Below are 22002 nucleotides of genomic sequence, written 5' to 3'. Positions count from 1 at the left end.
TCAGACCTTGTAGAACTGCTCCGGCATGGTCGGGGCGGGGGTCGGCCAGCCGAACGAATTCGGCATGGTCTTGGTGATGTTCTTCATGTTGTTCTTGACGATGCCGTAGCCGTCCGGCGGCTGCGAAATGCCGAACACGTAGAAGGTTTCCGCAGCTCCCTGCAGGAGCTGTTTCATGATCTCGCGCTGGCCTGCCTGATCCGAGGTCGCCTTCAGCTTGTCGTAGAGCGCAAGCTGCTTCTTGGTGTCTTCCGGCGGTTCCTCGGCATTGGCGTTCTTCGGATCGAGATACCAGAGCTGCCAGGCCGGGGCATACATCGCGTTGCTGTCGGTCGGCACGTAATAACGCGGATCGAGCATCGCCGCGACGCCGCCATTGGCGCCGAACTGGTGTGCGGTGGCGTCGAAGTCTCGGCCCTGGCGAACGCGGGTTTCCCAGAGGGAACGGTCCATGGTGCGCATCTGCGCATCGATGCCGACCGCCTGGAACATCGGGATGACCAGCTGGAAGAGATCGAGGAAGATCGGGCGTGCCTGGTCGATCTCGAAGATGATCGTCAGCCGCCGACCCTTCTCGTCGAGACGGAAATTCTGGCTGTCGCGTTTCGGGATCAGTTCGTCGAGCATGGCATTGGCCTTGTCGACGCTGTACTCGGTGAACTGCTTGGCAAGCTCTTCGTTATAAAGCGGATCGCCTTCCTTGATCGATGGCTGGGCGGGGGCGCCCTGGCCAACAAGCACTGCGTCGATCAGGGTCTGGCGGTCGAGCGCCGTCGACAGGGCCGCGCGGAACTTCTTGTTGCGGAAGAGCTTTCGCTTCGTCTCGTCATTGTGGTTCAGGTTGAAGATGAAGTTCATCACGTTGGCCTCGGTCGAGGTCAGCGTGTAGAAGTCATAGCCGCCCTGCTTGCGCGCGTCGTAGAGAACCGACTTGTTGTTGGGGGTGGCGATATACTGGTCCATCAGGTCGATTTCGCCCTGCATGCATTTCAACAGCAGCACCTGCGGGTCGGCGACCATCTGGTAGACGATGCGGTCCATGTAAGGCAGCTGGTTGCCCTCGGTATCCACCTTCCAATAGTAGGGATTGCGTTCGGCCACCACCCGCTCGGTGTTTTCGCCCGGCGCGATCGTGAACATCCAGGCGTTGAGGCAGGGCTTCTTCGAGGAATTGAGGAAGAAGGCGTTGTCATCCTGGAAGCCGGAGGCCGACTGGAATGCGGCGATCCAGCTCTGGAAACCGCGCTGCTTGGCCAGCTCGTCCGCCTTCGGATTATAGTCGATATGGAACTGTTCGAGATAGTGTTTGGGGCAGCGGGTGGTGTGGTCCAGGTTGGACCATGCGACCTGCAACGGGAACATACCGTTAGGTTTTTCGAAGATGACCTTGAAGGTCTGCTCGTCGACCACTTCCAGCTTGGCGGGCTTGCCGGCGGTTTTCCAGTGGCCCTGGCTGGTGACGGCGACGCGCTTGTCGGTGAGCACCGTGTCATACCAGAACTTGACGTCGGCCGTGGTGTAGGGATGCCCGTCCGACCATTTCATGCCCTTGCGCAGGCGGATGGTGTAGACGGTCGAGTCTGCGTTGCCTTCGAAGGCTTCCGCGACATTCAGCGTCACGCCGGACCAGTCCGGCGTATAACGCAGCAGCGGTTCATAGGCCTGGTAGCGGAACAGCATGGAGAGCGAACCGCCGCCGACCAGCGCCAGCTTCCAGTCGCCTCCGTATTTCCCGACGCTTTCGACCGGTTTGATGACAAGCGGGTTGGCGGGCAGGCGGTCCTTGACAGGGGGCAGGGCGCCGCTGGCGACCTTGTCCTTCAGGAGGCTTGCTTCCTTGTAGTCGACGGCTAAGGCCGGCAGGGCCGGCAAAATCAAAACGGCCGAGGTCCCGGCCAGAAACGCGCGACGTTTCAGCTTGATCATGAGTGTCTCCTCCACACAGTCCCCGCCGTCACCTATTATTTCCCTTGGGCGTGGATAACGAAAAGTTTGCATTCGAATACTGTTAGGTAAAGTGTTATGTAGTGTTGTTTGGCAAAATTGCGTTTTGCAGTGCAGCAGTGTAGCCACGCGGTAGCTGCAGGGGGATGGGCAATGAAGAGCAGGGGGCGGGTTACCTTACAGACCATCGCGCGCGAGGTCGGCCTTTCGAAATATGCGGTATCCAGATCGTTATCGGGCAAGAGCGGCGTCAGCGAGGAAACCCGCGAGCGGATCCGCGAAACAGCCCTGCGTCTCGGCTATAGCAAGCCCGCCAGCCAGACCACGCCGGGCGATATCGCGGTGGTGTTTCACGATCTCGATCCAGTCAATAGCGAGCTGCACATGCAGATCCAGAACGGGGTTCAGGCAGAGGCGCACAGGCTCGGCATGGCTCTCAGGATGTTATGGACCCACAGCCAGGGCCAGCTTGAAGAACTGGCCCGCACCTGCGCCGGGCTGTTGCTGGTAGGACCGCACGATCGCGAGGCGATCCGCGCCGCGATGGCGACCGGCACTCCGATCATCCGGTTCGGCTGGGTCGATCCGCTGGAGGATGCCGATCAGGTCTCCGGCACCGACCACGAGGCAGGACAGGCGGTGATCCAATACCTGGTGGACCTCGGTCACCGTTCCATTGCCTATGTCCATGGCACACCCGGCTATCGCGGCCGCCGCGAGCGCTTTTATGGCGCCCGCGAAATCGCCGAACGTCACCCGGATGTCACGTTGCACGTCCTGCAGTTCGAGGAGGAGAATGGTTTTGCCGAAACCTATCGCGCACTGAAGGAAGAAGGCGCGCGACCGACCGCCTTCTTCTGCGCACATGACGGCCTGGCGCTTACCGTCGTTTCCGAGCTCCTGGGCCAGGGCTATCGCATTCCCGATGATGTCTCGGTGGTCGGTTTTGGCGATTTTTCGCCGGCAAAGCAGATCTCGCCGGCGCTGACGACGGTACGCATGGAAGGGCAGGAATGCGGAGCCGTCGGCCTGCGGTTGCTGCTCGAGCGGATCGAGAACCCGCGCCAGCCCGGCACCCCCGCGCGCAGGGTCCAGGTCGCATCGAGGATCATCGAGCGCCGCTCCACCGGGCCATGCAGGGACCCGGCGCATCCAAGCGATCGTGCGGCGTCTCGGCAGGAGCCACGCATCGTGCCCGTCTGACGGAGTAGATCGGTGCTCCGGTAGCAGCCCGACTTCGAGGACCTATTTGAGGCTCTTCATATCCACCATGTCCATATCGGAGAAGGACTGGTTGTCACCGGCCATGCTCCAGATGAAGGCGTAGGCGCCGGTGCCGGCACCGCAATGGATCGACCAGGGCGGCGAGAGCACTGCCTGTTCATTGCGGATGATCAGATGGTTTGTCGCCGCCGGACGCCCCATCAGATGAACGACGAAGGCGTTTTCTGGGATCTCGAAATAAAGATAGGCTTCCATCCGCCGGTCATGCAGATGCGCCGGCATGGTGTTCCAGACGCTGCCGGTCTCCAGCCGGGTCAGCCCCATCAGCAGCTGGCAGGTCGGCAGCACCTTCGGATGCAGGTACTGGTAGAGCTTGCGCTTGTTCGATGTGGCACTGTCGCCGAGATTGTTCTCGATCGCATCTGAGCTGCCGACGAACCGCGAGGGTAAGGTGGCGTGCGCCGGTGCAGCGTTGATATAGAATTTCGCTGGCGCTAACGGGTTGTCGCTCTCGAAGAAGATTTCCTTCGTTCCCATGCCGAGATAGAGCCCGTCCATCGGCTGGAGCGCGTAAGTCAGGCCATCGGCGAAGACGCGACCCGATCCGCCGATATTGATGAGGCCAAGCTCGCGACGTTCCAGGAAGGAATCCGCGCCGACAAGTTTCGCCAGCTCGCTGCCGATGCCGATGCTTGTCTGTGTCGGCGTGACACCGGCCACCAGCATGCGGTCGTAGTGGGTATAGACAGCCTGCAATGTCCCCGCGACAAAGAGATCCTCGATCACGAAATTTTCGCGCAGCTCCGCGCTCGTCATACGCTCCGACTGGCTGTAGTGAACGGCATGGCGCGTCCGGACATCGATCGTCATGGTCTGTTTTCTCCTGTTTCTCGGCGCGAGGGCGCTGGGGTAGTGTCTCAGTTTGAACTTCGGCTTTCGACCCGGGAAGTTCGATCCAACCGGGTTGGTTTCCCGTGCGGACGCGGTACACCGCTTCTATCGGGCCTGGATCTTTGTCTGCGTCATGCCCGAACCGCCCGAACGCTCAGCCACCGATCATCGGGCCTTCCGACGTACCGACATACGTCGCTGACGATCCAGCCAGCGTCTGTGAGTGCGGATCGCAGGGCAGGCTCGCGCCAGTAGGTTTCGACGTAGCGCCGAGGCGCTGCAGCTCTGCCGTGTGTGGATGCATCCTCGCCATCACCCTCTCTGACCGAGGCGTGCAGCCGGCCACCGATCCGGGTCGCCTCGGCAAGCCGTTCGAGCACCACGCGCAAATCTTCGCGCGCGACGTGGATCAGGCAGGCACAGGCCCAGATCCCGTCATACGGGGTGCTGGGACGCTGCGGGTCGGCCAGGTCGTCGGTCAGCGGGTCCAGCAGGTCGGCCTCGAAGCCGCTCTCGCGAAGCAGTTCGACGAAGCCTTTCGAAATGTCGGTGCGCCGGACGCTAATCCCCCGCTTCTCAAGCGCAAGGGCGTCTCGCCCGCCACCGCTTCCGATCTCCAGTACCCTGCCCGAGCCACCAAGCCCGGTCACGAACGCATCGATCTCTGTCGCGACCCATTCGGGCATCGCCGCGGCTTCAGCAGCGTACTCCGCCGCGACCGCATCATAGGACCGCACAGTGTCCCTGTCGGTGCTCATCGTAGCGCTCCTCCCTCGAGACAAAGACTCCCACAATGGGCGAGAGCCCGTTGCGCGCTTCACACTTTCGGCAGTTGGTGACAACGCGGGCGTTTTGCTTCCCACCCATAACAGAAGTTCGATCTGAGACACTACCCAGCGCTGCTATCGCTTGACGGCGGCGCTGAGCTCGACCCGGCCCTCCGGCTGCGCAGCCTGGGGCATCATCGATTGCGTGTCCAGCAGCGTTTCCGCATGGGCCATCATCATCGGTCCGACACCCTTGATGTCGTCGGCGCGGATTTCCTCGGAGAGGTAATAACCGACGGTGCCGTCGCGATAGCGGCCGTTGAAGCCCCCGAGACCCGCGACGCAACAGATGTTATGGAGCCTTCGCCGTCCATCGGCATCCTGCCGCAGTTCCTGTGCGACGAGCGATTGCAGGCTCGCTCGACCGGCCTCGGAAACGTCGGCCGGCCCGCCCAACCGCGCGAGCTTCTGGAGGAAATAGGAGAACATCGCCGTTGCCGAGCTTTCCGGGTAGTTCTGCGCCTCTTCCGGCCGGTCGATCACCTGCAGCCAGCGGTGATCCGCGGTGCGAAGGGCGATGATCCGGGACGCCAGCGCCGCGGCGCGGTCGGTCAACTCCCGCCGCGCTGGACCGGCGGGCAGGTTTTCGATGATGTCGACGAAGGCCATCGCCAGCCAGCCGATCGATCTTGCCCAATGGGCCGGCGAAAGGCCGCTTTCCGCATCCGCCCAAGCCTGTTGCCGGGCCTCGTCGTAACCGTGGCGATAAAGATCCGCCTGCCGGTCATGGGTGAGGTCGAGTGCCGTGGTGAACTGCCGGAGCGCCTCCTCGACCATCCGGGGATCGGAAGCTGCCCTGGCATATTCGACCTTGAAGGGCAGCGCCATATAGAGCCCGTCCAGCCAGATCTGATGCGGGTAGCGCAGCTTGTGCCAATAGACGTCGCTGCCGGTGCGCGGATGCGTTTCGAGCTGTCGCGCCAGTGGGGCGGCGGCGTCGAGCCAACGGCGTTCTCCCGTCAGCCGATGGAGAAAGACAAGGGCACGGCCGGGCAGGATGTTGTCGATGTTGAACTCGTCGATCTCGTAGCCGACAAGCCGGCCCTGCGTATCGATCTGGCCGCTCACCAGCCGGATGAGATGATCCAGCCATGGGCGCTCGCCGGTCGCCTCGTAAAGCGCGATCAGGCCGCGATAGAGGCAGCCGTCCTCGTAACACCAAGCGCCGCCTTTGTAATATTGGTAATCGCGGGCGTAAGTCTCGAAATAGTCCTGAAGCATCGGATTTCAGTCTTGAGCTGGATGAATGGAAACCGGAGAAAGTCGCGCAAGGCGGCTGAAAACGGCGTTTTCCGCAATGATCCCGGCATGCCGGAGCGGCAGGAGGAGAGAGGCCATTTCCGGCACTTCGGCCTCGGCATCCGGCGCGAAGGAGACGGTGTAGTCTTCGAAGGCAATATCCCGGATTGCCGCCTCCGGCAGTCCGTAGAAGACGGCGGCGGCCGTTCGCGCGCCGGTAACGGTAACATTCTCGACGGAGATCGAGCTTATGCTCGGCGTTTCCATGGAGACCGGCAGCGGCGACCGGGACTGGACGTAATCGGACCGGCCGTCGGCATCGCAGAAATAGAAGGAATTGACGGCGACCGGGGTCGCCACGTCCTCCATCAGGCTGTCGGTGAGCCGGATGTTGGCGACGGTGCCGCCACGCCCCCGCCGCGTCTTGATGCGCAGTCCGCGGTCCGTGCCCCTGAAGTGGCAGTTCCGGATGGCGATGTCGCTGATGCCGGCGCTCATCTCGCTGCCGATGACGACCGCACCGTGGCCGCGTTCCATCAGGCAGTTCTCGATCCGCACATGCTTGGTCGGGCGGTCGGGACCGCCGAGCGGGCTGCGTTTGCCGGCCTTCAGTGCGATGCAATCGTCGCCGACCGAGATGTGCAGGCCGACAAGACGGATATCGGAGCTGCTCTCGGGGTTGAACCCGTCGGTATTTGGAGAACCTGGATCGTTCTCTATCGTCAGGTCCGCCGCGACAAGCCCCTTGCAGAGGACCGGATGGACCGTCCAGGACGGCGAATTGCGGATAGTGAGGCCGGAAAGCGTGACGTCCTCGCAGGCCGAAAGGAAGACGGTGCGGGGGCGCCGGGCGCCCTGGCGCGTCTCCTTCGGCCATGACCACCAGTCGCCGCGATCACCGCCGCCGTCGATAATGCCGGTGCCGGCGAGATGCAGGTCACGGCAGTCGATCGCATTGATCAGGCTGGCGTAACAGGGCTCGGCCACGCCTTCCCAGGTGCCGAGAATGCGGCCATCCGCATGGCGCGCCGGCAGGATCGGAAAGTCTTGCCTGCTGGCGATCGCCGCAAGCTCCGCGCCGTCTTCGACGAGAAGGGTCATGTCGCTCTTGAGGAAGATCGGACCGCTCAGCCAGCGCCCGGCCGGCATTCTCAGCGTGCCTCCGGGAGCGAGCACCGCAATGGCCCGTTGGATTGTCGGCGCATTGTCCTGTGCATCCGTCGAGGCGCCGAAATCGCGGATGTCGATCAGGGCCGTTTCCTGCCGTGTGACAAATTCGAGCCGGGCTTCGCCTGCATGCAGGTGATAGGTAGCTCCCGACTCAAGGGAAGCGACCGTGAAGACGACTTTCGACGTCGTCCCCTCGGCCACCAACGCGCCATCGAGCCTCCGGACCTGCCAGGCAAGCGCTTCCTCGCGCGTGTGGAGATGCCTTTCGGCATCGACGCGGAAGGTCGCGCTGCGGGGGCCGGTGATCAGGAGTTCGATGGCGACGTCCGTCACGTCCTCAGATCCCCGTCAGCGCCTGGTTGATGCCAGCGATGATCTCGGTCGCGGCATCCTTGGAGGATTGCTGGCCATAGGCGAAGGCTTCGAAATTGGTGTCGAAGACTTCGGTGACGCGCGGATGCTCGTTGAGCGGCGAGACGCCGGGGCTGGTCGGCTCCATCACCCGCTTGTAGGCTTCGATCTGCACCGGCTTGATCTTGCCCTCTTTGGTCAACGTATCGAGCGCTACCTTGCTGGACGGAATGCCGCGCGTGGCGCCCATGATCTTGACCGCTGCCGGATCGTTGAGCAGGCAATTGAGCACCTGGGCCGCGCCCTTCGGGTCCTTGCTGTTCCTGGAGATCGAAAACAGCATGGAGGGTTTGCGGTAGACGCCGTCGGTCTTGGCGCCCTCGATCGTCAACAGCTTCACGGGCGCGAGCTCCTGGCCTTTTTCCATCGGCGTGGCGATCTTGCCGTAGGTGCTGTCCCACTGGTAGGTGCCGGCGATCTGGCCCTTGGCCCATTTCTGGTTTTCATGCAGCGGCGTGTTGCCGCCGGCAGCAACCGTCTTCCAGCTCTCGATAACGCCCTTGTCGACCAGCGTCTTGTAAAATTCCAGGCCTTCGACGAGTTCGGCTTCGCTCCAGGCGACCTTGTTGGTTGCTGGGTCGATCAGGTCCTTGCCGGTCTTCTGGGTGGTGCGCAGGATCACCATGAGGCGGGCATCGAGGGCGGCACCTTCAAAGGGATAAAACTCCTTGCCGAGTTTTTCCTTCATCTTCGGCGCGGCGGCAATCAGCTCTTCCCAGGTCTTCGGGATCGGGATGCCGGCCTTGTCATAGGTGGTCTTGTTGAACATGAAGACGCGGCCGGTGGTGGAGACGGAAATGCCGTTCAGCTTGCCCTTGACGGTGCCGCTGTCGAGATCCGACTTCGACCACTGGCTGAGGTCGATGATGTCCTTGTACTGGTTCAAATCGGCAAAACCGTCGCCGTTCTTGGTGAACAGCGGTAGCCAGGGCCAGTTCACCTGCATGATGTCGGCCTCGGTGCGGCCGGCGAGCTGGGTGGCGATCTTTTCCTGATGGCCTTGGAAGCCGGTGAATTCAGGCGCGATCGTGTGGCCGAACTTGGCGCCGCAAAGTTTCAGGGCCTCCTGGGTTGCGATATGGCGGTCGTCGCTGCCCCACCAGGACATGCGCAGATCCGAAGCGAATGCGGTCGAAAGGCTGGTGGCGGCAAACAAAGCCGCCGTCATGAACATGGTTCTCATTTTGGCTCCTCCCAAGTTGGAACGATGACGTTTCAAATCGCCAGGCTGATGTTTTCCCCGGACTGGCGGTCGAACAGATGGACGCCCTTCGGGTCGGCGGAGAGCCAGACCCAGTCGTCGCGAAGCGCGCCGCGGTCGTAGGACGCGGACGGCACGACGGCGATCAGGCGTTTCGGGCCGATGTCGACATAGAGGTAGACTTCGTGGCCCATGAACTCGATATGGGTAAGCTTGCCCTTGATGGTGCCGGGCGTTTCAGCGGCCGCGATGCGCAAATGCTGCGGGCGGATGCCGAGCGTGACGTGCTCGCTGCGTCCGGAAATCCGTTTGGTGAACTCGTCGCCGAGCGTGATCAGCTGATCTGCGGCTCGCACGCTGTTGTCGCCCTCGAATGTGCCGTCAAGGAAATTCATTTCCGGACTGCCGATGAAGCCGGCGACGAAGGTGTTGGCCGGGCGGCTGTAGAGCGTCACCGGGTCGGCGACCTGCATGATGTGGCCGTCCTTCATGACGCAGATCCGGTCGCCCATGGTCATGGCTTCGGTCTGGTCATGGGTGACGTAGATGACGGTCGCCTGCTGGTTTTCCGCCTTCAGCCGCTTGTGCAGGTCGGTGATGCGCACCCGCATCGAGGCGCGCAGCTTGGCATCGAGATTGGAGAGCGGTTCGTCGAACAGGAAGACCTGCGGTTTCTTGATCAGCGCCCGGCCGACCGCGACGCGCTGCGCCTGGCCGCCGGACAGCTGTTTCGGCAGCCGGTCGAGCAAGGGGTCGATCTCCAGCAGGCCGGCGACATGGCTCGTCGCCTGCTCGATCTCGGCGCTGGGCCGGCGCTTCAGCCGCATGCTGAAGGAGAGGTTCTTGCGCACCTTCATATGCGGATAGAGCGCGTAGTTCTGGAACACCATGGAAATGCCACGGTCACCCGGCGTCTTGTCGTTGACCAGTTCGCCGCCGATGCGGATCTCGCCGCCGGTGATCCGTTCCAGCCCGGCGATCATCCGGAGCGTTGTGGACTTGGCGCAGCCGGAGGGGCCGACCAGCACCATGAACTCGCCATCCTCGACATCGAGATTGATGCCATGCACGGCGCGGAAGGTACCATAGTCTTTTTCGAGGTTTCTCAGTTGAAGACGCGCCATGTGACTATCCTTTGATCCCGCCGGAGGAGATGCCGTCGATGAAATATTTCTGGGCGAGGAAGAAGACCGCGAGAGCCGGCGCCAGCGACAGCACCGACATTGCCAGAACCCGGTTCCATTCGAAGGCTTCCGTCGTGTCGATCGACAGTTTCAGTGCCAGCGAGATCGGGTATTTTTCGACCGAGGAGATGTAGATCAACGGACCAAGGAAGTCGTTCATCGTCCACATGAACTGGAACAGGCAGACCGAGATCAGCGCCGGCATCAGAAGCGGCACGACGATGAAGATCAGCGTCTGGATGGTATTGGCCCCGTCGACGCGGGCAGCCTCCTCCATGTCGCGCGGGATGGCGCGCAGGAACTGCACCAGCATGAAGACGAAGAAGGCATCGCCCGCCAGCGCGGAAGGCACCCAGAGCGGCAGATAGCTGTCGAGCCAGCCGAGATCGCGGAAGATCAGGTATTGCGGTATGCGGGTGACGACGTTCGGCAAAAGCAGCGTCGCGATCAGCGCGGAAAACAGCACTTTCTTGAACGGGAAATCGAAGCGGGCGAAGCCGTAGGCGACCGCCGTGCAGGAAATCGCCGTGCCGATCACCTTCGGGATGACGATCCACAGCGTGTTGATGAAGAACGTGCCAAAGGAATAGGGCGTCGAGGTCTTCCAGCCCCTGATATAACCATCGAGCGTCGGGTGTTCCGGCCAGAAGCCGGGATTGGAGAAGATCTCCGAATTGGTCTTGAACGATGCGCCGATCAGCCAGATCAGCGGATAGAGCATAAGCAACCCGACCACGGTCAGCAGGGCGTAACGCAGCACGGCATTGAAGCGGTGGCGGCGCGTTTCGCGGCTGCGGACGACGTCGACGTCGCGGGCGGCTGCGGAGTCCTGGGAGAGGATGTGATCGGTCATGGTCAGCTCCTCTTGTCGCCGGCGTAATAGACCCAGTGGCGCGAAGACCAGAAGGCGATGAGGGTGAGGGCCATGATGATCAGGAACAGGACCCAGGCGATCGCCGAGGCATAACCCATGTCGAAGCGCTTGAAGGCCTCGTCATAGATGTAGATCGGCAGGAGATAGGTGGATTTCAAAGGCCCCCCTTGGGTGATGATGTAGGGTCCGTTGAACTCCTGGAAGGCCTGGACCATCTGCATGATCAGGTTGAAGAAGATCACCGGCGTGATCAGCGGCAGGGTGATGTAGACGAAGCTTGTCCATTTGCCGGCGCCGTCGATCGAGGCCGCCTCGTAGAGCGTCTTGTCGATGCTCTGCAGGGCCGCGAGGAAGATCACCATGGCCGAGCCGAACTGCCAGAGGCGCAGCAGCGTGATCGTGAACAGCGCATTGGTGGGATCGCCGAACCAGTTGACCGGCTCGAAGCCGATGAGCTGCAGGCCCATGTTGACGAGGCCGACATCGGCGAAGATGTAGCGCCACAGGACGGCGATGGCGATCGAGCCGCCGAGGATCGACGGCACGTAATAGGCCGTCCGGAACACGTTGATGAACTTCAGCTTGTAATTGAGGATCACGGCCATGAAGAGCGCGAAGACGAGCTTCAGCGGCACCGTCGTGAACACGTAGACCAGCGTCACCCACAGCGATTTGCGGAACGTCCGGTCGTTGGTGAACAGCCTTATATAGTTCTGCAGGCCGGTGAAGACCGGCTCGTTCATCAGATTGTAGTTGGTGAAGCTCAGATAAAGCGACGCGAGGAAGGGGAGCGCCGTGAACACCAGCAGTCCAATGATGAAGGGCGACAGGTAGAACAGCCCCAGAAACTTGTTGTCGCCGCTCATGCCGGCTGCCCCAGTCCGGCCGGCGCTTCCGGCAGGCGCAGCATCTGGCCGGCATGCACGGTGACGGTTCCCTCACAGGCAAAGTCGCCCATGGATTTCGTCGCGCAGTTGAGCGAACCGCCGCCGATAGAGGCGACGTTGAACGAAGAGACACTTGCTATATTGTGCATCGCGACCTCTGGCTCTTCTATCTGCGGACACGCCTGATCCATCAGGCTTCCGCAATTGAAGCGCCATTTCCTCCCATTAATGTCTCAGGCGTGTTGAGTTCTCAGCTCCCTGGCTGATATTCTCACTTTGCCAGTCAGATCAAATCGACGAATTCGGGGAAAAGGATGGAGAAAACCGAAGGTAGCATTCTGTCTGCCATTCCGATGAATGCGATGGCGTTGACGCTGACGCGTTCAACCATAAGGATGCAGCACTCGCATACCTGGGGCGTGGACAAATCGAACAGCGTGCACGACCTGATCATCTGCCTGACGGGCTCGGCTCGTTATGAGGTCGGGAGCGAGACGATCGACATGGCGCCGGGCAGGGCAATGCTGCTGCCGGCGAATACCTGGTTTTCCGGCCATTCGACCTCGATGGAGGCCTATACCGGCATCGCCCAGCATTTTACCCTCGACCTCTTCGGGCGGCTCGACCTGATCGCTCAGATGAACCTGAAACATGCCGTCACGCTCGCCCGGTGGGAGATGATGGAGCCGCTGACGCGCTACTACCACGACAACGCGCCGCCCTATTCGACGACGCTCCTCCAGCACCATCTTTTCATGTTCCTGTTGATCGAATTCATCGAACAGGCCCATATTGGCTGGAAGGAGCAGTCGGTCGGCAATGTCAACAATCCGGATGCGCTGTCCTTTTCGGTCATGGTGGCCGCCAGCCAGATCGCCGCCGATCCGCTGGGCGAGGAGATCGTCGAAAGAACGATCAGTTCGGCGCCCTACAATCCGGATTATTTCAAGCGGGAGTTCAAGAAGCGGGTCGGCTGGACGCCCGACAAGTTCCAGGAATTCAAACGGATGGAGCGAGCGATGGGCCTGATGGCCGGCGGCTGCACGGTGAAACGCGCTGCCGAGCTTTCAGGCTATACGGACGCCTATTATTTCTCCCGCATGTTCAAGCGCTATATCGGCATCAGCCCGCAGGGTTATCAGCAGTCCGAAAAGCGCAGCCGCGAGGGTGCTTTCCCAAGAGGCGAGGAGGATGGCCAGTTGATCTATCCGCTGACGCGCTGATGATGGCCCAAACATAAATCAGTCATCTGCGAAAGTTTGACGATCGATTGCGACGGCGTTTTCCGCAGTGCGAAGCTTTGCCTCATCCCGAGGACTGAATTGGCTGGAGCTTTCGGAAGACGACTATCCTACTCCTTAACGGAAGCGCGGATCGAGAGCGTCGCGGAGACCGTCGCCGAGGAGGTTGAAGGACAGCACCGTCATGAAGATCGCCATGCCAGGCCAGAGCGCCATCCACGGTGCGTTGGTGAGGAAGCGCTGCGCCGAGTTGAGCATCGAGCCCCAGGAGGGGGCGGGCGGCTGCAGGCCGAGGCCGAGGAAGGACATGCTGGCCTCCGCGATGATCGCGGATGCGATGGTCAGCGTCGCCTGAACCATCAGCTGCGGCAGGATGTTCGGCAGGATATGCCGGACCGCGATGCGCCATTGCGGATTGCCGACAGCACTTGCCGCTTCCACATATTCCTCCGCCTTGATCGACAAAACCTGGCCGCGCGTCAGGCGAATGAACAGCGGCATGGCCGTGATACCAATCGCCAGCATCGCATTGGTGAGGCTTGGGCCGAGAAAGGCGGCGAATGCGATCGCCAGGATCAGGAACGGGCAGGCGAGCATGGCGTCGGTGAAACGGCTGATCAGCCCGTCGATGAGGCCACCGAGGAAACCTGCTGCAAGTCCGAGCGGCACGCCGATCGCCATGGCGATGCCGACCGAGGTGAGGCCGGCCATCAGCGAGGCGCGTGCGCCCCAGATGATGCGCGAAAGCATGTCGCGGCCGGCCTCGTCCGTGCCCATCCAGTGGAGGGCGGACGGCGCCTTGCGGACCGCCGTCCAGCTCTGGGCGGCCGGATCATAGGGTGCCAGAAGCGGCGCGAAGGCCGCCACGAACACCATGATCAGCACCACGATCAGGCCGACGAGGGCGCTCTTGCGCTTCGAGAGCCGCCGCCACAACCGTCCCCGGAAGAAGGCCGAGACGAGATTGATCGATGTCTTGGGTTCGGAAATCGTCAGCACGGTCAGCTTCTCAGTCGGGGGTTGACGAGGATGTATCCGATGTCAGCCAGCAGGTTGAGGATGATGTAGAAGATCGACGTGACCAGCACGACGCCTTGCACCACGGGATAATCGCGGGTGAAAACCGCATCGACAATCAGCTTGCCGAAGCCGGGGATCGTGAAGATCTGTTCGGTCAGCACCGCACCGGAGAGCAGAGCGCCGAATTCCAGCGCGCCGAGCGTGATGATCGGCGTCAGCGCGTTGCGCATGGCATGCTTGAACACCACGACCCACTCGCTGAGGCCCTTGGCGCGGGCGGTGCGGACATAATCGCTTTCCAGCGCCTGCAGCATGGCGCTGCGGGTATGGCGCATGATGACGCCGGCAATCGCCGATCCCAGCACGAAGGCCGGCATGATCGTCGTCGAGAGGTTCATCCTCCAGTCTTCCCAGGGACTGACGAAGCCGGATGCGGGCAGCCAGCCGAGATAGACCGAGAAGAACATGATCAGCATGATGCCGAGCCAGAAGTTCGGCACCGAAATGCCGGCGAGCGACACGACATTGGTCATGTAGTCGATGGTGGTATTCTGGCGCAGCGCCGAGATGACGCCGCCGGCAATGCCCAGCACAAGCGCTACGACGATGCCCATCACGGCGAGCTGCAGGGTCACCGGCAGCTTGAGGAGGATGAGGTCGAGGACCGGCCGGTTATGGCGCATGGATTCGCCGAGATCGCCGGTCAGCACACCTTTGACCCAGAAGATGTACTGGACGAAGACCGGCTGATCGAGATGGTACTGTTCCCGGATGGCGGCAAGCGTTGCCTCGTCCGGGTTGTCGCCGGCAAGCACCAGCGCCGGATCGCCCGGCAGGAGATGTTGGAGCGAAAAGATGATCAGCGACAGGAGAATGACCGTCGGGATGAGCTGCAGCAGGCGGCGGGCGAGAAGCGAGGACATGGCTTAGCTCTCCGTTGCCGTTAGTGCCGGACGCGCGGCCATCGCCTCGAAGGCTGCGAACAGCTTTTCGAGTTTCGGATTGCGCGGCTCGCGGATATGGTCGGCATCCTGCGCCGGCAGCTCGTGCCAGAAGGCGCAGGCATTGGCGTGGCCGTTCGGCTCGATATCGAGCGCCATGCTGACTGTCTGGCATTCCGGACGCGCATGCGGACAGCGCGTGTGCAGCCGACAGCCTGGCGGCGGAGCGATCGGGCTTGGCAGGTCGCCGTGTAGGCGTGCGGCGCGGGACCGGTGCTGGCTCGGCGGTGCGGCGACCGGAATGGCCGACAGCAGCGCGCGCGTATAGGGATGGCGGGGCGTCGAGAAGATCATCTCGGCGGTGCCGAGCTCGACCACCTTGCCGAGATACATGACCGCGACGCGGTCGGCGATGTGCTTCACTACGCCGAGATCATGGCTGATGAACACGAAAGCGAGACCAAGCCGCTTCTGCAGATCCTTCAGAAGATTGAGGACCTGCGCCTGGATCGATACGTCGAGCGCGGACACCGCCTCGTCGCAGATGATCGCTTTCGGCTCGGAGGCAAGCGCACGTGCGATCACCACGCGCTGGCGCTGGCCGCCGGAAAATTCGTGCGGATAACGGTTCGCCTGTTCCGGACGCAGGCCGACCATTTCCAGGAGCTCGGCGACGCGTTTGGGGCGCTGGCCGGCGGGTACGATGTTGTGCAGCATCAGCGGCTCGGCAATCGTCTGGGCGATCGTCATGCGCGGATTGAGCGATGCATAGGGATCCTGGAAGATCAGCTGCACATGGCGGCGCTGCTCGCGCATCACGGCATGGCTGACATTGGTGACGTTGTGACCGTCGATGAAGACTTCGCCGGAAGTCGGCTTGATCAGCCGGATCAGCATGCGGCCAAGGGTGGATTTGCCGCAGCCCGACTCGCCGACGACGGCAAGGGTTTCACCGGGCATCAGGGAAAAAGTCACGTCGTCCACTGCGCCGACCTCAGCCAGCGGCCGCCCGAAGACGGTGCGCTTGACGACGAATTTCTTTCCAAGACCACGGACCTCGATGATCGGCGTGCCGGCGGGAGAGGAGGAAACCGGCTTGATCATGGGACGAGGTCCTCCATGGGCGCGCGCCAACAGCGGCTGAAATGCCCCGGAGACACTTCCATCAGGTCGGGCATTTCGGCGCATTTGGTGATGCGGAAGGGACAGCGGGCCTGGAAACGACAGCCCTTGGGCGGGTTGGCCATGTCTGGCACGGTGCCGGTGATCGCCACCAGGCTCTCTCGCTTTTCATCAAGACGCGGCAACGAGCCGAGCAGGCCGATCGTGTAGGGGTGCTCGGGAAATGTGAAGAGCTGTTCGACCGAACACTGTTCGACCACTTGGCCGGCATACATGACGATCACGTCGTCGCAGGCTTCGGCGACGACGCCGAGATCGTGGGTGATGAGGACGATGGCGGTTCCGGTCTTTTCCTGCAGCTCGCGCATCAGCTCGAGTACCTGCGCCTGGATGGTGACATCCAGCGCCGTGGTCGGCTCGTCGGCGATCAGCAGTTCCGGATCGCAGGCGAGCGCCATGGCGATCATCACGCGCTGGCGCATGCCACCGGAAAGATTGTGCGGATATTGGTGATAGCGGGTCTCGGGCGAGGGAATGCGCACCAGCCGGAGCATGGCGATGGCGCGTTCGGTCGCCTCCTTCTTGGAAATCGGGCGGTGGCGCAGGATGACTTCGTTGATCTGCTCGCCGACCGTATAGGACGGGTTGAGCGAGGTCATCGGCTCCTGGAAGATCATCGCCAGCCGGTTGCCGCGCAAGGACCGCATCGCGCTCTTAGTCTCGTCGAGCAGTTGGCGCCCGTCGAAATTGACCTTGCCGGAAATGCGCGCGGAGTGTTCGGGCAGAAGCCGCATGACGGCAAGCGAGGTGACGCTCTTGCCGGAGCCGGACTCGCCGACGATCGCAAGGGTGCGGCCCTTCCGGACGGTGAAACTGACGCCGTCGACCGCGGTGACGGTCCGCGCGTCGCCTTCGAAGGCGACACGCAGGTCTGTGACTTCCAATACGGGCGTAACGGCATCGTCAGCCCGAACGGATCGGGCTGACGGGTTGCTGAGGATATCTTGAGACGTGCTCATCGAAGCTCGATTGCCAACTTATTTCTTACGGCTGACGCCGGTCAGACGGATGATGCCGTCCGGGGCAGGCTTCAGGCCGGTGATGTTGGAATTGTGCGCGAAGATCCACTGCGAGTGATAGAGATAGACGAGCGGTAGGTCCTTGAGAAGGATCGCGATCGCCTTGCTGTACTCGACCTTGCGGGCATTCATATCTCCGATGGCGCGCGCCTTGGTGAGGATCGTATCCAGCTCCTTGTTGCAGTAATGCGCATCGTTGCCGGCTGCGCCGCAGGCAAGCATCGGCGTGATGTTGAGATCCGGGTCTACACGGCCGCTCCAGCCGACGAGATGGGACTCGAACTTGCCCTGGCGGGCAATGTCGAGCAGCGTCATCAGTTCGGTCGGCTTGATCGACACCTTGATGCCGATTTCGGCGACCATGGCCTGGATGAGCTGGGCGACCTGCTGGCGCTCGGCATCGGTCGGAACCAGGAGTTCCAGATCGACCGCCTTGACGCCGGCTTCGGCCATCTTCTTCTTGGCGGCGCCGAGGTCACGGGCCGGAACCGGGAAGTTCTTGTCGTAATAGGGGCTGGCGGGCGGGAAGGGCTGGTTGCCGGTGGTGAACTGGCCCTCGAACACGACGTTGTTGATCGCGTCGCGGTCGATCGCCAGGCTGAAGGCTTCGCGGATCGCGGCCTTCTTGCCGGCGTCGAGGTCGGCGCCTTCGCCGGTGATGTCGAAGGTGATGCCGTAGTAACCGAGACCGACGACCGGAGCGACGGCGAGGGCCTTGTCGGCCTTGACGGCTTCGACGTCGGTGGCGGCGAGACGTTCGATCAGGTCGAGCTGGCCCGAACGCAGGTTGAGAAGGCGGACGTTGGAGTCCGGCATGCCACGATAGACGAGCTGGTCGAAATGGTACTGGTCGGCATTGTAGTACTTGTCGAACTTGGCCAGCACGATACGGTCCTGGGTAACACGTTCGACGAACTTGTACGGGCCGGAGCAGACCGGGGCGTCGGTGAACTTTTCGCCGAGCGCTTCAGCGGCCTTGGGGCTCACGATCATGCCGGCGCGGTCGCTGAGGGCGGCCAGAAGCGGAACCGACGGTTCCTTGAGGTTGATCTTGACGGTCAAAGGATCGACCACGTCGACGCTGCTGACGGCGCTGATTTCCGCCTTGCGGCGGGAGATCTTCATGGTGAGTTCGCGGTCAAGATTGTACTTGATCGCGGCGGCATCCATCTTGGTGCCGTCGTGGAAAACCACGTCGTTGCGCAGCTTGAGCGTTAGCGCGGTGCTGTCGGCGTTCCATTCCCAGCTGGTCGCCAGCATGGGGACGATCTTGCCTTCGGTGTCGATGTCGACGATCTTGTCGCAGAGCGACTGAAGCACGTGGCGGCCAACGAAGCTCCAGTTGGAAACCGGGTCGAGCGTATCGGGATCGTCCTGCAGGCCGATCTTGAGGACGGACTGGGCAGCGGCGGGGGCGGCGAGTGCCGTCATGCCGCTCAGCGCCAGGCCGGCTGCGAGTGCGAGATAAAGTGGTTTCATCAACATTCCCTCTCTTGTTTTAAACTCGAATTCGAAGATCAGCGCGCGACCGCGTATCCCTGCACACCGCGCGGATTGGAGCCGGCCTTGATCAGCTGGGTATCTCCATCCATCTCGCGGGCGACGGCGGCCAGCCGGCCTTCCGACCAGGCATCGCTGATGGTGATCTTGTGGCCCCGTGCCGCCAGTTCCTCGCGCACCGCTTCCGGGAAGCGCGCTTCGAGCGTCACCGCCCCGAAGCTGATCTCGCGCGGCCAGAAGGAGCTCGGCAGGTGGTCAGTATGGAAGGACGGCGCGTCGATCGCCTCCTGAAGGTTCATGCCCTTGTGGACGTGGCGCAGGAACATGATCAGCTGCCACTGATCCTGCTGGTCGCCGCCGGGCGTGCCGAAGGCCATGTAGGGCTTGCCGTTGCGGAAGGCCGTCGACGGTGTCAATGTGGTGCGCGGGCGCACCGACGGCATCATCGTGGAGTTGAAACCCTCCTCGAGCCAGAACATCTGGCCGCGGGTCGTCAGGCTGAATCCCAAGCCCGGAATGACCGGGCTCGACTGGAACCAGCCGCCGGACGGCGTCGCCGAAACCATGTTGCCCCATCTGTCGACGGCGCTGACCTGCACGGTATCGCCGCGCTGGGCGCCTTCGCGGGTCAGCGTCGGCTCGCCTTCACGATCGTTCGGCAGTTTGTGTTCGCGCGCCACGGTTGGCTCGCCGCCGCCGAGACCCGGCTGCGTGATGGTACCGACGGCGCGAAGCGGCGGCACATTGGGATTGCGCCCATCGGGCGCTCCGGGGCGGATTTCCATCGAGGCGGTGCTGCCGATCAGCGCACGGCGGATATCGGCGTAACCGGAAGACAGGAGGGTCTTCATCGGTACGTCCGGATTGTCACCGTACCAGCTGTCGCGATCGGCCATGGCAAGCTTGGTCGTTTCGACGATGAGATGGATGAAATCCGGGCTCATCGTGTCGAGATCGGCGATGTTGGTGCCTTTCAGGATCTGCAGCATCTGCAGGAGCACCGGGCCTTGCGACCACGGTCCGCATTTGAAGACCTCGTAGTCGCCATAGGTCACCGAGACGGGCTTTTCGATCAGCGGCTTGTAGTCGGCCATGTCCTGGGCTGTGATCAGGCCCTTGTGGTGGCGGCCCGAAACGTCCCAGACGTTTTCGGTGGCGCAGAATTCCTCGATCCGCTCGGTGATCGGGCCGCGATACCAGAAATTGAGCGCCGCATCGATGCGCGCTTCGCGGTTCTTGGCAGACTTGGTCTGGTCGATGATGCGCTGATAGACGTCGGCGATCTGCGGATTGCGGAACAGCTTGCCGGATTGCGGTGCTACGCCGCCGGGCAGGTAGACTTCCGCCGAGCTCGGCCAGTGGGTTTCGAAGAGTTCGCGCATGGAAGCGATCGTATTGGCGATGCGCGGCACCAGCGGGTGGCCAGTGCGGGCATAATAGATCGCCGGCGCTAGCACGTCTTCGAGTTCGGCCGTGCCGTAGTCGCGCAGCAGCGTCAGCCAGGCACCGAAGGCGCCGGGAATGCAGGCCGGCAGCAGGCCGGTGCCGGGAATGATGTCGAGGCCGAGATCCTTGAAATACCGGACCGTCGCTTTGGCAGGCGAGGGGCCTTGGCCGGAAATCACGGTCGGCGCCTCGGCGCCGGCCGGCGTGACGATGATCGGGACTTCACCGGCAGGGCCGTTCAAATGCGGTTCGACGACCTGCAGGACGAAACCGGTGGCGACCGCCGCGTCGAAAGCCGTGAAGCCCCTTTCGAGAATGGACATGCCGACGGCCGAGGCCAACCAATGGGTGGACGACACGGCGCCAAATGTGCCTCTGAGTTCCGGTCGCGTCGTGAAGGTCATATCGATTCCCAATCTCTCATCCAGCACGACCTGCGCGCAAACCGCCTCCATGCTGGAGACTTGTCGACAAGTCAAAGTCATAGAGGCTGGATTATGTACATGCCAACGCTGCAGTCAGCCGCAGGCGCCAACATGTGGCCACTCCCTGTGGACATATTGTATATTCTCTGCCCACAATGCAAGTGCATTGTGTAACCTACTCATGCTCGCATAATTGAAAGGCGCCTGGCTCTGAGGGGCGCTGCTTGGGAAAACAAAGAGATGCTGGACACACCTGCCCCGGGAAAGAAAATTCGCAGCGACGCGATTGCCGAACAGCTTGAAGAGGCGGTGATCAACGGCGAGATCGCCGCGGGATCGCGCCTCGACGAAACCTCCATCGCCGCCCAGTTCAACGTCTCGCGCACGCCGGTGCGGGAAGCGTTGCATATTCTGTGCGGGCGCGGGCTTGCCGAGCGCGAGCCTTACAAGGGCGTGATCGTGACGCAGATCTCGGCCGAGCGGATCGACGAGATGTTCGAGGCCATGGCCGAACTCGAAGCCACCTGCGGGCGCCTTGCCTCCCATCGGATGACGATGAGCGAGCGCGCCGAGCTCGAAAGCCTACACCGGGAGATGAATGCGCTTGCCGAAGAGGGCGATCACGCTGGCTACAACGAGATCAATACCCGTTTCCACAGCCTTCTGTTCCAGGGCAGCCACAACAGCGACCTGATCGCCGCGGCACAGACATTGCGGCTGAAGCTCGCGCCGTTCCGCAAATACCAGCTGAAAGACAAGGGACGCCTGAAGCGTTCCTGCAGCGAGCACCAGCAGATCGTCGACGCGATCCTCGATCAAGATGCCAAGGCGGTGGAAAACGCGCTTCGCCGGCATCTCGTCTCGGCGGCACAGGAAGTTCTCGTCAAACGGCAGCGGCAGGAAGACGACGCCGTCGCCAAGATCAATCTTCTTGGAAAGGCATGAATTACCGAATGTCCAATACAGATCAAGACGTCATCCGCACCGTCATTGCCGACATGCAGGCGGCCTGGAACCGGGCCGATTTCCATGGCTACATGGCCGGGTTCGCCAATCCCGACGTCATCTTCGTCTCGCGCGGTCGTATACAAAAGGACTGGCAGGCGACGCTCGAGCATTATATCGCCGATTACGGCGGGTCTCCGGGCTCGCAAGGCGAGCTCGCCTTCACCAACATCCGCATCGAAATGCTGGCGCCGGATGCGGCCCAGCTGATCAGCGACTACAAGCTGGTCCGGCCGGCCGGCAACCAGACCGGTGTCAACACCCGGCTGATGCGCAAGCGCGACGGCAAATGGGTGATCGCGCTCAACCACGTCTCGCAGATCGAGAGATAGGCCGGACCTGAGGTCCGATATCCCGGAGTTTGAGGCAGG

Annotated in this window: 20 protein-coding genes; 4 read left to right on the top strand and 16 right to left on the bottom strand. The window is 62.2% G+C overall.

The window, feature by feature from the left end:
* A complete protein-coding gene (locus ACZ9IU_RS29460; RefSeq protein WP_040124311.1) occupies window positions 1-1926 on the bottom strand; it encodes an ABC transporter substrate-binding protein in 1926 nt (641 codons plus the stop codon).
* Between the two features lie 171 nt (window positions 1927-2097).
* Between ACZ9IU_RS29460 and ACZ9IU_RS29455 the strand changes: the two genes are divergently transcribed.
* A complete protein-coding gene (locus ACZ9IU_RS29455; protein WP_040124312.1) occupies window positions 2098-3147 on the top strand; it encodes a LacI family DNA-binding transcriptional regulator in 1050 nt (349 codons plus the stop codon).
* Between the two features lie 42 nt (window positions 3148-3189).
* Here the strand turns inward: ACZ9IU_RS29455 and kduI are convergent, their stop codons facing one another.
* From kduI to ACZ9IU_RS29410, 9 genes are all read right to left on the bottom strand, one after another.
* Window positions 3190-4038 carry a 5-dehydro-4-deoxy-D-glucuronate isomerase gene (kduI, locus tag ACZ9IU_RS29450; RefSeq protein ID WP_040124314.1) on the bottom strand — a complete coding sequence of 283 codons (849 nt, stop codon included), beginning with the start codon at window positions 4036-4038 and terminating at the stop codon, window positions 3190-3192.
* A gap of 152 nt (window positions 4039-4190) precedes the next feature.
* On the bottom strand, window positions 4191-4817 hold the full coding sequence (locus tag ACZ9IU_RS29445; RefSeq protein WP_040124315.1) for a class I SAM-dependent methyltransferase: 627 nt from the start codon (window positions 4815-4817) through the stop codon (window positions 4191-4193).
* Window positions 4818-4961: 144 nt separating this feature from the next.
* The gene (locus ACZ9IU_RS29440; protein WP_040124317.1) at window positions 4962-6107 is read right to left on the bottom strand and encodes a glycoside hydrolase family 88/105 protein; all 1146 of its coding nucleotides are present in this window, start codon (window positions 6105-6107) and stop codon (window positions 4962-4964) included.
* Window positions 6108-6113: 6 nt separating this feature from the next.
* Complete coding sequence (pglA, locus tag ACZ9IU_RS29435) at window positions 6114-7628, bottom strand: polygalacturonase PglA (protein WP_040124318.1); 1515 nt, start codon at window positions 7626-7628, stop codon at window positions 6114-6116.
* A gap of 4 nt (window positions 7629-7632) precedes the next feature.
* Window positions 7633-8889, bottom strand: coding sequence for an ABC transporter substrate-binding protein (locus ACZ9IU_RS29430; RefSeq protein ID WP_040124319.1), 1257 nt, complete (start codon window positions 8887-8889; stop codon window positions 7633-7635).
* 32 nt (window positions 8890-8921) lie between these two features.
* Complete coding sequence (locus ACZ9IU_RS29425) at window positions 8922-10031, bottom strand: ABC transporter ATP-binding protein (protein ID WP_040124321.1); 1110 nt, start codon at window positions 10029-10031, stop codon at window positions 8922-8924.
* Between the two features lie 4 nt (window positions 10032-10035).
* Window positions 10036-10944 carry a carbohydrate ABC transporter permease gene (locus ACZ9IU_RS29420; RefSeq protein ID WP_040124323.1) on the bottom strand — a complete coding sequence of 303 codons (909 nt, stop codon included), beginning with the start codon at window positions 10942-10944 and terminating at the stop codon, window positions 10036-10038.
* A 2-nt stretch (window positions 10945-10946) separates the two neighbouring features.
* A complete protein-coding gene (locus ACZ9IU_RS29415; RefSeq protein ID WP_040124324.1) occupies window positions 10947-11831 on the bottom strand; it encodes a carbohydrate ABC transporter permease in 885 nt (294 codons plus the stop codon).
* On the bottom strand, window positions 11828-12001 hold the full coding sequence (locus ACZ9IU_RS29410) for a hypothetical protein (RefSeq protein WP_157885288.1): 174 nt from the start codon (window positions 11999-12001) through the stop codon (window positions 11828-11830). The genes ACZ9IU_RS29415 and ACZ9IU_RS29410 overlap by 4 nt, the downstream gene beginning before the upstream one ends.
* Window positions 12002-12166: 165 nt before the next feature.
* Here ACZ9IU_RS29410 and ACZ9IU_RS29405 point away from each other — a divergent pair, with 165 nt between their 5' ends.
* The gene (locus tag ACZ9IU_RS29405; RefSeq protein ID WP_040124326.1) at window positions 12167-13075 is read left to right on the top strand and encodes a helix-turn-helix domain-containing protein; all 909 of its coding nucleotides are present in this window, start codon (window positions 12167-12169) and stop codon (window positions 13073-13075) included.
* A 135-nt stretch (window positions 13076-13210) separates the two neighbouring features.
* Here the strand turns inward: ACZ9IU_RS29405 and ACZ9IU_RS29400 are convergent, their stop codons facing one another.
* From ACZ9IU_RS29400 to ACZ9IU_RS29375, 6 genes are read right to left on the bottom strand one after another with little or no spacing between them, the layout of a single operon-like run.
* Window positions 13211-14092 carry an ABC transporter permease gene (locus tag ACZ9IU_RS29400; protein WP_051900324.1) on the bottom strand — a complete coding sequence of 294 codons (882 nt, stop codon included), beginning with the start codon at window positions 14090-14092 and terminating at the stop codon, window positions 13211-13213.
* Window positions 14093-14094: 2 nt separating this feature from the next.
* Window positions 14095-15036, bottom strand: coding sequence for an ABC transporter permease (locus ACZ9IU_RS29395; RefSeq protein ID WP_040124327.1), 942 nt, complete (start codon window positions 15034-15036; stop codon window positions 14095-14097).
* A gap of 3 nt (window positions 15037-15039) precedes the next feature.
* Window positions 15040-16158, bottom strand: a complete 1119-nt coding sequence (locus ACZ9IU_RS29390) for an ABC transporter ATP-binding protein (RefSeq protein WP_040124328.1) — start codon at window positions 16156-16158, stop codon at window positions 15040-15042.
* Window positions 16155-17195 carry an ABC transporter ATP-binding protein gene (locus tag ACZ9IU_RS29385; RefSeq protein ID WP_051900348.1) on the bottom strand — a complete coding sequence of 347 codons (1041 nt, stop codon included), beginning with the start codon at window positions 17193-17195 and terminating at the stop codon, window positions 16155-16157. Before ACZ9IU_RS29385 ends, ACZ9IU_RS29390 begins: the two co-directional genes overlap by 4 nt.
* A gap of 18 nt (window positions 17196-17213) precedes the next feature.
* Window positions 17214-18734 (bottom strand): ABC transporter substrate-binding protein, encoded by a 1521-nt coding sequence (locus ACZ9IU_RS29380; protein ID WP_040125706.1) that lies wholly within the window; start codon window positions 18732-18734, stop codon window positions 17214-17216.
* A gap of 38 nt (window positions 18735-18772) precedes the next feature.
* Window positions 18773-20605 (bottom strand): gamma-glutamyltransferase family protein, encoded by a 1833-nt coding sequence (locus ACZ9IU_RS29375; protein ID WP_040125707.1) that lies wholly within the window; start codon window positions 20603-20605, stop codon window positions 18773-18775.
* A 261-nt stretch (window positions 20606-20866) separates the two neighbouring features.
* Between ACZ9IU_RS29375 and ACZ9IU_RS29370 the strand changes: the two genes are divergently transcribed.
* A complete protein-coding gene (locus ACZ9IU_RS29370; RefSeq protein ID WP_051900350.1) occupies window positions 20867-21571 on the top strand; it encodes a GntR family transcriptional regulator in 705 nt (234 codons plus the stop codon).
* A gap of 8 nt (window positions 21572-21579) precedes the next feature.
* On the top strand, window positions 21580-21963 hold the full coding sequence (locus ACZ9IU_RS29365) for a YybH family protein (RefSeq protein ID WP_244447594.1): 384 nt from the start codon (window positions 21580-21582) through the stop codon (window positions 21961-21963).
* Window positions 21964-22002 lie beyond the last annotated feature (39 nt).

It is taken from the genome of Mesorhizobium sp. USDA 4132, from assembly GCF_056279545.1.
This window is presented reverse-complemented; position numbering and strand designations above follow the sequence as displayed.

What these genes read in the sequence shown, in the direction of transcription:
- ACZ9IU_RS29455 (WP_040124312.1), top strand. Translation starts at nt 2,098, where the DNA reads ATGAAGAGCAGGGGGCGGGTTACCTTACAGACCATCGCGCGCGAGGTC.
- ACZ9IU_RS29415 (WP_040124324.1), bottom strand. Translation starts at nt 11,831, where the DNA reads ATGAGCGGCGACAACAAGTTTCTGGGGCTGTTCTACCTGTCGCCCTTC.
- ACZ9IU_RS29405 (WP_040124326.1), top strand. Translation starts at nt 12,167, where the DNA reads ATGGAGAAAACCGAAGGTAGCATTCTGTCTGCCATTCCGATGAATGCG.
- ACZ9IU_RS29445 (WP_040124315.1), bottom strand. Translation starts at nt 4,817, where the DNA reads ATGAGCACCGACAGGGACACTGTGCGGTCCTATGATGCGGTCGCGGCG.
- ACZ9IU_RS29410 (WP_157885288.1), bottom strand. Translation starts at nt 12,001, where the DNA reads ATGCACAATATAGCAAGTGTCTCTTCGTTCAACGTCGCCTCTATCGGC.
- ACZ9IU_RS29380 (WP_040125706.1), bottom strand. Translation starts at nt 18,734, where the DNA reads ATGAAACCACTTTATCTCGCACTCGCAGCCGGCCTGGCGCTGAGCGGC.
- ACZ9IU_RS29440 (WP_040124317.1), bottom strand. Translation starts at nt 6,107, where the DNA reads ATGCTTCAGGACTATTTCGAGACTTACGCCCGCGATTACCAATATTAC.
- ACZ9IU_RS29365 (WP_244447594.1), top strand. Translation starts at nt 21,580, where the DNA reads ATGTCCAATACAGATCAAGACGTCATCCGCACCGTCATTGCCGACATG.
- ACZ9IU_RS29460 (WP_040124311.1), bottom strand. Translation starts at nt 1,926, where the DNA reads ATGATCAAGCTGAAACGTCGCGCGTTTCTGGCCGGGACCTCGGCCGTT.
- ACZ9IU_RS29420 (WP_040124323.1), bottom strand. Translation starts at nt 10,944, where the DNA reads ATGACCGATCACATCCTCTCCCAGGACTCCGCAGCCGCCCGCGACGTC.
- ACZ9IU_RS29425 (WP_040124321.1), bottom strand. Translation starts at nt 10,031, where the DNA reads ATGGCGCGTCTTCAACTGAGAAACCTCGAAAAAGACTATGGTACCTTC.
- ACZ9IU_RS29375 (WP_040125707.1), bottom strand. Translation starts at nt 20,605, where the DNA reads ATGACCTTCACGACGCGACCGGAACTCAGAGGCACATTTGGCGCCGTG.
- kduI (WP_040124314.1), bottom strand. Translation starts at nt 4,038, where the DNA reads ATGACGATCGATGTCCGGACGCGCCATGCCGTTCACTACAGCCAGTCG.
- ACZ9IU_RS29390 (WP_040124328.1), bottom strand. Translation starts at nt 16,158, where the DNA reads ATGATCAAGCCGGTTTCCTCCTCTCCCGCCGGCACGCCGATCATCGAG.
- ACZ9IU_RS29385 (WP_051900348.1), bottom strand. Translation starts at nt 17,195, where the DNA reads ATGAGCACGTCTCAAGATATCCTCAGCAACCCGTCAGCCCGATCCGTT.
- ACZ9IU_RS29430 (WP_040124319.1), bottom strand. Translation starts at nt 8,889, where the DNA reads ATGAGAACCATGTTCATGACGGCGGCTTTGTTTGCCGCCACCAGCCTT.
- ACZ9IU_RS29370 (WP_051900350.1), top strand. Translation starts at nt 20,867, where the DNA reads ATGCTGGACACACCTGCCCCGGGAAAGAAAATTCGCAGCGACGCGATT.
- ACZ9IU_RS29395 (WP_040124327.1), bottom strand. Translation starts at nt 15,036, where the DNA reads ATGTCCTCGCTTCTCGCCCGCCGCCTGCTGCAGCTCATCCCGACGGTC.